This window comes from Pedobacter sp. UBA5917, assembly GCF_002432345.1.
Classification (GTDB): domain Bacteria; phylum Bacteroidota; class Bacteroidia; order Sphingobacteriales; family Sphingobacteriaceae; genus Pedobacter.
The window spans coordinates 1-11144 of sequence record NZ_DJDT01000097.1 but is presented as its reverse complement, the minus strand read 5'-3'; the positions used below and the strand labels follow the sequence as shown (position 1 = coordinate 11144).

Annotated in this window: 8 protein-coding genes; all 8 read right to left on the bottom strand. The window is 43.6% G+C overall.

Translation table 11 applies throughout. From position 1 onward, the window contains the following. Window positions 1-706, bottom strand: a 706-nt coding sequence (locus B2V92_RS06065) for a carboxypeptidase-like regulatory domain-containing protein (RefSeq protein WP_293305768.1), incomplete at its 3' end; no start/stop codon positions are given. A gap of 28 nt (window positions 707-734) precedes the next feature. Further along, window positions 735-1739: a fasciclin domain-containing protein gene (locus B2V92_RS06060; protein ID WP_293305766.1), complete on the bottom strand. Its 1005-nt coding sequence runs from the start codon at window positions 1737-1739 to the stop codon at window positions 735-737. A 3-nt stretch (window positions 1740-1742) separates the two neighbouring features. Further along, a complete protein-coding gene (locus B2V92_RS06055; RefSeq protein ID WP_293305763.1) occupies window positions 1743-3077 on the bottom strand; it encodes a fasciclin domain-containing protein in 1335 nt (444 codons plus the stop codon). A 15-nt stretch (window positions 3078-3092) separates the two neighbouring features. Beyond that, a complete protein-coding gene (locus tag B2V92_RS06050) occupies window positions 3093-4196 on the bottom strand; it encodes a fasciclin domain-containing protein (RefSeq protein WP_293305760.1) in 1104 nt (367 codons plus the stop codon). A gap of 13 nt (window positions 4197-4209) precedes the next feature. After that, entirely contained in the window at window positions 4210-5445 is a 1236-nt protein-coding gene (locus B2V92_RS06045) for a hypothetical protein (protein ID WP_293305757.1), read from the bottom strand. After that, entirely contained in the window at window positions 5445-7178 is a 1734-nt protein-coding gene (locus B2V92_RS06040) for a DUF4397 domain-containing protein (RefSeq protein WP_293305754.1), read from the bottom strand. Before B2V92_RS06040 ends, B2V92_RS06045 begins: the two co-directional genes overlap by 1 nt. After that, the gene (locus tag B2V92_RS06035; RefSeq protein ID WP_293305752.1) at window positions 7178-10609 is read right to left on the bottom strand and encodes a carboxypeptidase-like regulatory domain-containing protein; all 3432 of its coding nucleotides are present in this window, start codon (window positions 10607-10609) and stop codon (window positions 7178-7180) included. The genes B2V92_RS06040 and B2V92_RS06035 overlap by 1 nt, the downstream gene beginning before the upstream one ends. Window positions 10610-10907: 298 nt before the next feature. Next, the coding region (locus B2V92_RS06030) for a DUF4974 domain-containing protein (protein WP_293305750.1) at window positions 10908-11144 on the bottom strand (237 nt) is incomplete at its 5' end.

The following is an 11144-nucleotide window of genomic DNA, read 5'->3' as shown; positions in this document are numbered from 1 at the left end:
AAACCGGATTGGTACGGGTACTGCTTCCGTTCATACCCGAAGTACCGGTTTGTCCGCCCAGCGAAGGACTAAAACCTATGGCATCGTTATTTACGGCACCATCGATGGTTACGTTATTATAACGAAAATTTGTTCCTCCGAAACTGTTGTCGCGGCTCCCCTGTGGGGTTAAACGGGTAATATCGGTAATGCTGCGGTTAATAGTAGGCATATTTTTAACCTGCTCGGCACTTATATTTTTACCTGTTCCGTAATTATCGGCCTTTTGTTTGGGTTTCGCCCTGCCCGATACCATTACTGTACTTAATTCCTGCGCATTTTCCTGCAGCACAAAATTAACCTGCTGGCTGGCACCCAAACGAACAGCAACATCGTTAAGCACTTCGGTTTTCATCCCCGTGGTAGATACCGTAAGGGTATAAGGCGAACCAATGCGTAAATTGTTTAGGAAATAACGTCCATCCGCATCGGCAGAAATGGCATAACGTGTTCCAGAGGGCGTATGCACGGCCACAATGGTTGCACCGGGTATAGCTATTCCCTTGGCATCTTTAACCTGGCCCGTTAACGAACCGCTTGTTTCCTGCGCCATGGCTCCAAACGAGAGGAACAGGAAAGCGCCGAGTATAATTATTTTAAACCCAATCTGCTGCAGCGAAAAAATGCCCTGCAAAAAGACGGGTGTTGGATATATCATTTTCTTCATCAGTTTAATTTTAATTGCTTCAGGTTACTTATTGCGTAATCCGTAAAGCACCATCTATAATATGTAATACACCATTGCCGGCCAGGATATCCTGTTTAACCAGTTTTACAGCAGTGGTATTCCCGATTCCCCTTAAAGTAATACCGGTAAAACTCCCTGCTGCGTTAGGATCTGGCGTTAAAGTCATCGTTACCGAGTTGCCATCAAGCATGGCCTGTCTGCTGGTATTGGATGTACCTGTGCTGAGGATATAATCGTAAATAAACCTCCTGTCTTTTACGATGTGGTAATTCACCAGGCGTTTTAGTACTTCTGCATCGGTATTGCTAATCTGTTCTACACTGGCATAACCCATGGCCTGCATGGCCTGGTTGTTGGGTGCAAAAATGGTGTAGGGCCCCGCTCCATTAATGGTTTCGAGCAAACCCGAACTTTTTAAAGCCTGGGTAAAAAGGGTAATACTCGGTTCGGCCGAAACCGCATCGCCAAGCAGATCGTGCAGGTAAGGGCTCAGCACGCGGTTAAGCACCTGGATTAAACCGTTTGAGGCCGGAATATTCTGTGAAATCACACGCGAACCATTTAAGGTAAGCACGGTATCGGTTCCTTTGATCCAGTGCGTGGCATATAACTTACCTCCACGCGAGCGCAGCTCCTGGTTAAACAGGTAAGGCAGTTTATTCAGTTCGTACCTTCCATCCAATGTATGGTATTGCGCAATACGCGAAATAATGGTGGGGTTTGCCGTGAGCACACTTACCGGACCGGCATAACCGGCCAGTGAAAATGCGGCATCGGATGGTACCAAAGCGGTATACGGACCACTACCTTCTTGCAGTGTTTTATCCAGTCCGCTGCGTTTTAAAGCGGCACTAAAGGATGAAAGGTTAAAATTATCGGCAATAACGAGGTTGATTTTATTACTGTCGTAATCGCTTAGTTTATTTTCGTCTTTTTTACATGATGAAACCAACAGGGCCATCAGCAAAACAGAAAATATAATGTTATGGTATTTATAAAATTGCTGTGCCATGTTTTATCTGAGTTTAAATCCTTTGGGAAAAAGTAGGCGGTTTACCACATGTATTGGCCCGTTAAGGGTATTGATATCGCCATCGATAACCGTTGCTGCCGGATACTCGGAACCTTTTACTTTAAGCTGTGCACCGTTACTGCCGGTCGAAAACTCAAGAGGCATGATATAAGCATATTCGGGAGCAGGATTTCCGCCAATATTAACCGGATAACTGTTAAGCGCAGGATTTAGCACATTGCTATAAAATACGGTGGCATTATTGGCTGTTTTATCTCCGCCAGGGGTTGCAGGCTGGAACATCCTGCCCCAGTTGCGGTGAAAATTATATACCGTATCCATCGGGAAACCACCTACTGCTGTATAGGCATTTTCATCAAAAAAGACCCCTTCCATACCGCGTTCGTTAAATTTCAGGATATCGGCAACGGTTTGAAATCCGGCCTGATGAAAAGCTTCATCCGTGGGGGCAAATAAGGTAGATACTGTGATATTCGGGCCAATATAACCTTGATAAGGTGGTGTTTCTATCCCCCAGTCTTTTTTGTAGTAGAGCCTGTTATAGGCATAATCCCTCATAATATCCTCGTTTTCGAGGCGGAAACCAAAAATGGCCTCAATATCGTTGCTGATTTTATCAAGGAAAAGCTCATCAGCCAGGCGCTGCGATTCTACGAACATGGTAAACCTACCGTCAGCCTTTAAAGCCTCCAGCATGGTTTTTACCGGTCTTTCTATGGCTTTTTCCATAATGTAAAGGCATCCGTTGGTTGCAGGCAGGTAATTTATTTTACCTACGTTTTTGCCGTTCATCAATAAATCATCACCTTTTGCAGCTACATAATGCCTGTAATAGTATAAATCGTACTGGCTATTGCTTTGGGTGTATTCGTAATATTTTACGTATAGCCCTGGGCGTTGGAGCAGGCTTTTTACCATAAAATTATCAGAGCGTAGTTTCAGCTCATCTTTGGTTACAGGGCCAATGGCGGTGTAAAACATCATCAAACTATCGAGCTCTTCTACCGGCATCTGGCTAATGGCCGTGGCGGTTAAACCTGCGGCCTGCATGGCGGCATCGTTAGGCGCGAAAACGGTAAATACCAGTTTGCTGCTCTGTTGTTTAAGGATGTTTTTGATATTGCTTTTTTGCCAGGCCGAGTAAAATATCTTTGCTGCAGATGTACTGAGCAACTGATCTACCGTTTGTGTGGCATCGCTCTGAAAGGGAACCTGTGCCCCCTCAGGATCGGGCATAAATTCCGTTTTGGAGCAGGCACCTAAAAAAAGGATGCATACCGGTAAAACGAAAACCCAAAAGTTTTTTAAATTTCTCATATTGATGATGATATCTTATTTTCTGATTGCCTGATCGGGCCTTACCAATCCACTAACCAAATGGTGGATGATGCCGTTGCTGCACAGGTTGTCGTTTTTTGCTGTTAAATCACTGTTTACCGAATTGAGGATCACATCCGAAAAAGTATTACCGCTGCGGAGGGTAAGGCCATAGCCCAGTTTAAATGTGGGATATTGTTTTCCACCCCCGAAATTCATATAATGGCTATCGTTTTTAAGGAAGTAATTATAAGCCCCGTTCGAATTGATCAATGAAAACACCTGCGAATCGGAGATAAAAAAGTGCCTGTCGTACAAAATGTAGGCACCAAAAAGCCTGTCACCCAGATATTTTTCGGCATCGAGCGCAGTTAGTGAAGCATCCGTAATGCCCACATCCGCCAGCGCCTGGTTATTGGGCGCAAAAATGGTGAAGATCGCGGGGTTAGCGAGTTGATCCCAAAGTTTAAACTTTTTTAAACCTTTAACAAATACGCTGTAATCGGCATGTTCGGCAAGCCATTGCTGTACCGTTTTGTTAAAATTGGGTTTCATTACGTTATCAAGCAAATGCAGCACACCATTGGCTACCACCACATCTTTTCTAATTACCTCAACTCCGTCGATATACAGTTCCTTTTCTACGCCTCCGTTAGGATTAAAAGCAGCACGCGAAACATATAACTCAGGTCCGGTTAGGGTTGCATAACGGATATCAATGCCATTGCTTGGTATATCGTTAACCAGTAACCTGCGTGGCAAAATGTGGTAACCAATCAGCTTTTTCAAAGTATCAGCATTCATTTTGTCAAAATCGGCAGCGTTGTATATGCCTATGCGGTTAAAAGCATCGTTGGTTGGTGCCAGTACAGTAAAAGGACCTGCCCCGTTTAACTGCTCTGCATAGCCCGTTTTTTTTAGTGCGGCGTAAAAAAGCGTCATTTCGTAATTGTTCTTTACAAAATCGCCAGCCTGACGGATGTTTTCGTTGGGCAGGGCTATCGAAAGATCGTCGTGTTTACAACCTGCAAAAAACAGCAACTGTAAACTCATAGCGAGGATAAAAAGCATTTTATTCACCCACAAAGCCGGTTTATTATGATTGTTTATTTTTTTCATCAGAATCATCTTTTTAATAAATAGGCGGTGCATATTTCCGTTGGATGGTGGTTAAATAAACCCTGCCGTTAACCACTTCGATGGTGTTTACCGTGGCAAAGGTTTTGGGGTTGTTTACACCGGAGTGAATGTTGACCAGCAGATTGGGCAATATGGCGGCATTATCGTTGCTCACCATCCTTACCTTACCGTTTTGCAAACAGTTAACCGAAACCCAGTTTCCGCCGTTATCGGTAGAGGCTGGATAAAATGGATTATTGGTAACATCCATTCCCGGTACAAAAAAATCGAAGCGCTGCCACATGTTGGTGGTGATGCCATTGGCTGTTTTACCTGCCCAGATCGGGAAACTTACATAAGGGTTTACCATTCCGGTTGCGGTATTGAGTTTAACATTGGCAATGTATTTCCCTTTAAAACCGGGCACCGTTGCTTCGGTATTACTTAAAATATTCTGGTTTTCGTAAAGCGACAGAAAAACATTCATTTCATCTTTCATACCGCCCTGAAAACTTGCCATTAGATAATCGTCGGCTTTAAGCGATTTATCGGCTTCCCAATAACCTTTGGCACTCATGTTGTAAAAGTTTACGTAGGTAAGCGAATCGGATAAGGGCAGTTTCTGAAAGATCTCTTCACGCAATAAAATACCTGCCCGTTTGGTTACAAAATCTTTTTGCAAGAGGTGTAGGGTGTATACTTCTTTATTGGTGAGGTTAAGTGTGGTATCGATGAGGATATCTTTTTTAAGCTGGTTTTCTAACTGAAAAAAAGGCATGGTATTTTTAGGACGGTAGGCAAACATAATGCGCACCCTGCCCGATGGAACCTGTGCCCAGCTGCTTAAATCAAATCCATTTAAAATGGGGCCAACCAATACATTTTCTTTACCGGGATATTCGGGATTGTTAACAGAAGTACTGGTACCGATATGCGATGGATATGGCGGTGCGTAAGCATCACGCTGATCTAAAAAATCGCCCACAATTTCGGCACTTGTAGGCGTACCGTTCCCATCCAGTACCGGATTAATGAGCATGCAAAAAAATGGCACTTTATTATCTTTACTGCCCAGGGTTTGTACATAATTAAGGTTATTAAACACCCTTAAATACGCCGGATCGTCTATCTTAGAATATTCTACTTTAACACAGCCCGAGTTAAACAGCAACAGGCAGCTGGCAAAAAGCCAGGCCAACTGTTTAAATCTGCTTGTGGTAATCCGGTTATTAAATTTCTCTGTTTTCATTATTTGTTATGTTTGATAATGATCATTCTTGCTTTATTTGCAGCTGTGCTGCCTGTCCCCGACTGGCCGATTAAACCAATGGTATAAATGCCGGGCTCCTGTACAGGTAATGCCCTGCCCACTTTTTGGTAAAGGGTTTTATCGGCAATAAATGCTTCGCTTTTTAATACTTCGATATCATTTGCCCATATACCCGGCACTACATTGGGTTTAGAACGGTAAGCCATAATTTCGAAGGTATTTTGTGTGTACATACTGCTTACATAGGGGCGTTCGAACAGCGGCACACCAGGCTGAAGGTTAACACCGGCATTTGCATTATCGTTGCCCCCGGCCGAAGATTGGCCGTTGCTTTGTGTAAAGGTGATGTAAGGATTGCCCACCGAAAGGTTTAAAAACCGTTTAAAGAAAAAATAGCTGTACTGGTTGCGGGTATAAGTGGCATCATCCTCTGCACCCAGGTAAGTGCTTCCGCTTAAATCGTTGGCTACAATAATCACTTTGGCCGCACCCGATTGATCGGCGTATAACCAGGCAGTATAATTCTGCGCCGGACGAAGCACCTGACTGGCACTTGCTAGGGTTTTGCCCGAGGCATCAACGGCTTCAACCGTGTGGTTACCCTGAATAAAATCCTGATAAGCGCCTGCTGTTCCAAAAGCTAAATTATTGGCGATGGTTTTCCCGTCTACCTTAAAACTTACATTCTGCCCCGCAAATCCATTTACGCCCTGTACTCTGAAATAGGTATTGTTGGCCGCCGGATTATTATCGGTAATTACCTGAAAAGAGTTCTGATAAGTGGTTGATGTTTCGCCAATTTCGTTAATGTGGTAATCAAATCGCTGGGGAGCAATTAAAATGGTATAAATGCCACCTGGCTGATAGGTTTGAATGGGCGCATAAGTTTGTTTGGTAGAATTCATCAGATCGATGGGGATGGTTGAAGTAGGCGGATCGATCAATGTGATGGCATCCAGGCCGTTTCCTAATGCGGGCATCTGCCTGCCGTCGTCCATCAGGATCTTAAACTGGTAAGTTCCGTAAGGGATTTCTATATAATCGGAAGTTCGGGTTGCTGTACTAATGTTATTGGTTTTAGCATCAACCAACGTGCCATCGGCATAGGCCAGCGATACGCTCCCTGTTAAATCTTCCTGACGGCCACTGCTATTTAAAGCAGGGTTTTTAATAGCACCAGAAAGGTTTACAATCCTGATTTTAAAATAATCAGGCTTCGATGGTGCGGTAACACCTCTTTTAACGGGAACCACTTCGGGCTGACCTTCCATTGCAAAAGTTGGCAATAAAATGTAATCGGTTGGATTATTATAGTCGTTTTTTACATCAAGTTTTACATCTGCTGCACTAGTGGGATTATAACTTTTTACCAGGAAATTAAGTTTTGCCGTTTCCTGTACATTGAACAGATCCTGCGGAACAAACCAGGTTTTACCGAGCTGCCCGTTAGATGGAAAATAAGAAGTACCCGGATATTGCTGACTATTGGGCGAATTGGGTGCCCGTACCACAAAATTGGTCAAGCTATCGCCATTGGCAATTACCTGGTTAAAACCGGTTACATTGATAATGCGGGCAGTAGAACTGATCCGGTTTTGGGTAATGATACGGTTGTCGGTTTCAAAATCAATTTTCTCCTTCTTACAGGCCTGAAACAACAGCATGATACTGAAAAGCAACAGGCTAAAGCGTGTATAATATATCTGATTCATTATTTAAATAGATTATAGGTAAAGCCCAACATAATTTCGGCGCCACGGGTATAACTTCTGTTTATGTATTCGTTGCCGTACCATTTACCCCCGGTTTGCGGATTGGCATAAACGGTTTTGATATCGGGATTGAGGATATTTTTGGCATACCCCTTAAACTTTACACTTTTGCTCAAACGCTGACTGAATACAAAATCGAGCACGGGCACAGGGCGGGTGTATAAATCGGGTTCGCCGGTGAGGTTAATCTGTACCAAACGTTCGCCAACTACGTTAAAGGTTAAAGTAAAATCGGATCCCGATTTCGGGTTTTCGTAATTTAACCAGGCATTGATGGAGTATGGTGCCTGCTCAAAAAGCGGACTGTTTTTTGGTGTATAACGATCGAGCGAACGAATAGCCTCATAACGCTGCGACGTTTTTTTGATATCGCTCTGCGCCAATAATAAGTTAGAACCGAAATAGAAATTCTTTAAAGGGTCCCAGATATTGCCCAGGCTTTTTACCACTTCGAGCTCAAGTCCCCATACCTTACCTACGTTCGGGTCGTTCTGAAACTGAATGGTTGGAAACTCGGGGTAGGTTGCGGCTAAACCAGCAGTTTGTAAACTAAAAACCTTTACCAACTGGTTTTCGATGCGTTTACCAAATGCCGATACGGCGAGTACCTCTCCTTTTGCCGGGAACCACTCCCACCTGAAATCGATGTTTTGGGTAAACTGGTTTTTCAGGTTCGGATTACCCACTACCAAACCCATCTGGAAGGCATCGAACTCGAACACATTCGTAATTTCCCTTAATTCGGGTCGTGCCAATGTGGTATTATAAGCACCACGGAAATTCATGTTCTGATTGAGTGTATAGGTGGCATTAACCGAATAAAATGGTTTATAACCTGTTTTATATACCGAATTCGGGTTGATGGGGTTTAACGGAATTTTGCTTCCGTTTGCACCACCAGCGGTAAGCGAAGGGTCTAAAAACACACCCGAGGTATCAACTGATGAACCGATATTGGTCATCTCGAAACGCACACCACCTGCAATACGCAGTTTTTCGGTCAGTTTTAAATCGAGCATCCCATAAAAGGCATTGGTTTCGAAATAGCCGGTATAGTTATTCGGCGATTTCTGGCTGTTGTATAAAAATCCGCCAATCGGCATCATACCTTCGCCCTGATTGCCTGTAGGAAGTTTTACACCGATAAATTCGTTGCTCACCAGGCGGTTCAGGTTACCTTCGGCACCATAAAGTGGTAAGGCCTTATTACTGGTAAAGTTAGATCCGGGCAGAAAAAGTTGGTTCTCGTTAAAAGTACGATCCCTGAACAGGTAATTTACACCGGTTTTTAATTCCTGTTTTTGTCCGAAAAGTTTAAAAGGGATGCTTAAATCGCCTTTGTAATTGTAATTTTTCTCGTCGAGGTTTCTCCAACGTCTTCCGTTGGGTTCGGCCTGTATAATGCCATAAGGGCCAAAACCGTTTACATAACCCGAGGTTAGGGCATAAAGATGTTTGCTATAAACCGTTGCCGGTGCACTGCTCCCGGTTCCAACGGTGTAATAACCGCCTCCGCGTGGTGTATAATCGGCCAGACTGGCGAACCTGAAATCGGGGTCGTTCTGTTTCGACCTCGAACTGGCTACATTGTAACTCAAACGCGGCGACAATTCTTTATCAAAAAACTTATGCTCGCCCTGTAAATTAAAGGTATTTAGGTTGCGGAAAGTTTGTTTTAAGGAATAAGTAGTCGTTTTTACCTCTCCGGGCAAACCGGTATATTCGTACCTGCCGGATAAGTTGGTGGCCTTGGTTTCGCCACCCCAGCTGCCCAGGTACTGCATGCTGATCTCGTTACGGCGGTTAAACTGATAGGTAACCCCAACCAGCGTACCATAATTTAGGGTTTCTACCCCCGTGTTTTCTTTATAGGTTTGGTATTTACCCATAAATAAACTGTTCGGTGTAATGTAGTTCGGGATATTCCGCGGACTGTAAACATCAGGATTACCGGTAACCACCCCCTGGTAAATGCTGTATTGGGTTAAATCGCCTCCACTGATATCGGTGATACGGCGATAATAGTTGCCACCCAATATTAAACCGAGTTTATGTTTTTTAAAAATATTAAAGCTATTGCCATAAGTGGCCGAATACAATTGGTTTAAAGGTGCCCTTTTGTACTGCGTAGTCATAACAGGATCGAAAGACTGCATGATGTTGTTGATGCGGTTTACTTCCTGATAAGCAGTTGGACTGTAATTGCTGTTGGCAATCATATTCTGGATGGAGCCCAGGCCATTTGGATATTGCTTTGCAAGATTTTTAAAATCTTCGCTCAGGTTTTTCTGGCTTATTTTATTGCCGAAAGTACCCATATCACTATTCCAAAAGCTATTGTACTGTCCGCCAACGCCCACATTGGAGTTTACACCTGACTGGGCAATAATCTCAAAAGTTTCCTTTTCAGGAACGGATTTGGTTTTTAGCTCTACAATACCCGCAGCTGCATCGGCAGGTTTATCGGGTGTTACCGTTTTATAAATGGTAATGTTATCCAGCAACGAAGCCGGAACAAGATCCAGGGGTATTGTACTCCTATCCGGATCGGAAGAAGCCAAACGCACCCCATTTAACTGCCCAATTACACTCCTGTCGCCCAAACCACGGATGGCCACATACTTATCATCAGTTACGGTTACCCCCGAAACACGTTGTAAAGCCTGCGTGGTGGTAATACTACCCGTACGCTCGATTAACTGCGCCGAAATGGCATCCTGTACAATAGCAGAGTTTTTACGTTCATCCAGTACGGCAACATCGGTACTCCCTTTTCTGCGGGCCTGTACCATTACGTCGCTTAATTGGGTTGATGAAGCTTTTAAAGCAATATTGAGCACTTTTGTAGCGGCATCTACCCTAATCTCACGTGTAATATAACCCATGTAAGAAACCACGAGCGTTGCACCGCCTTCGGGTATGGTGATGCGGAATTTTCCATCTACATCGGTTGAGGCAGCCGTTGCAGCGCCTTTAACCTTTACACTTACACCGATTAGCGTTTCCTTGTTCTTTTCGTCGAAAACTGTTCCTGTGATTATGATCGGTACCGGTTTACGGGTGATGACCACATAACCTTCTACCACGCTATATTTAAGATTGGTATTGGCTAAAATGTTGTTTAGTGCATCGGCAACGCTAATATTTTCGGTACTGAGGTTTACCTTTTTGCTTACTTTATCCAACAGGTTGATGGCCACATTAATCTGAATATTGCTCTGTCTTTCTACAACAGCCAAACTATTTTCGATGGTTGCAGCTTCAAGTTTAAGTTTGATTTTCCGGTTAAGATCCTGACCTGATACATTACTGGCGAAGAGTACCCCTAAGCCGGTAAGATTTGCGAGGATCACGAGAAAAGAGCATTTCATAAAGAAATAAATTTTATCTGCGCACAGATTGTTATCAGCCACCTGCCTCAGTCTCTTTTTAACATGGTACACAACACGATAGCATTGCCTTACATATTGAAAAGAAACATGCAGATGTAATACTTTTTGCATATTTTTGGTCATTATGATTTTTCGCCCGAGGGCGGATATTATGATTACTTTATCGTGGACTGACGGGTCTTCGAAAACAGCCAGTCCGTTGATGATTTACGCGTCCTCCCTCAAAGGGGGACGTTTTTATTTTTAGTCTGTTTGTTACATCCCCATCCTTTCTCTCCTAAAAAATGCTAACATGATTTTGATTGATCTTATAGTTAAAATTGCCCGCTACGCTGAGTATTTTGATCAGCTTGCTTAACGGGATATCGGTAGTTAAATTCACCCTGATTTGCCTTTGGGCAATGGCCTCGCGGTTAATATTGATCGCAACATTATAAGTGCGCTCTAAAATGGCGGCGATATCGGCCAGTTTTGTTTTCCTGAAAATCAGTTTTCCCGTTTTCCAGGCCAGGAT

What these genes read in the sequence shown, in the direction of transcription:
- B2V92_RS06040 (WP_293305754.1), bottom strand. Translation starts at nt 7,178, where the DNA reads ATGAATCAGATATATTATACACGCTTTAGCCTGTTGCTTTTCAGTATC.
- B2V92_RS06050 (WP_293305760.1), bottom strand. Translation starts at nt 4,196, where the DNA reads ATGAAAAAAATAAACAATCATAATAAACCGGCTTTGTGGGTGAATAAA.
- B2V92_RS06035 (WP_293305752.1), bottom strand. Translation starts at nt 10,609, where the DNA reads ATGAAATGCTCTTTTCTCGTGATCCTCGCAAATCTTACCGGCTTAGGG.
- B2V92_RS06060 (WP_293305766.1), bottom strand. Translation starts at nt 1,739, where the DNA reads ATGGCACAGCAATTTTATAAATACCATAACATTATATTTTCTGTTTTG.
- B2V92_RS06055 (WP_293305763.1), bottom strand. Translation starts at nt 3,077, where the DNA reads ATGAGAAATTTAAAAAACTTTTGGGTTTTCGTTTTACCGGTATGCATC.
- B2V92_RS06045 (WP_293305757.1), bottom strand. Translation starts at nt 5,445, where the DNA reads ATGAAAACAGAGAAATTTAATAACCGGATTACCACAAGCAGATTTAAA.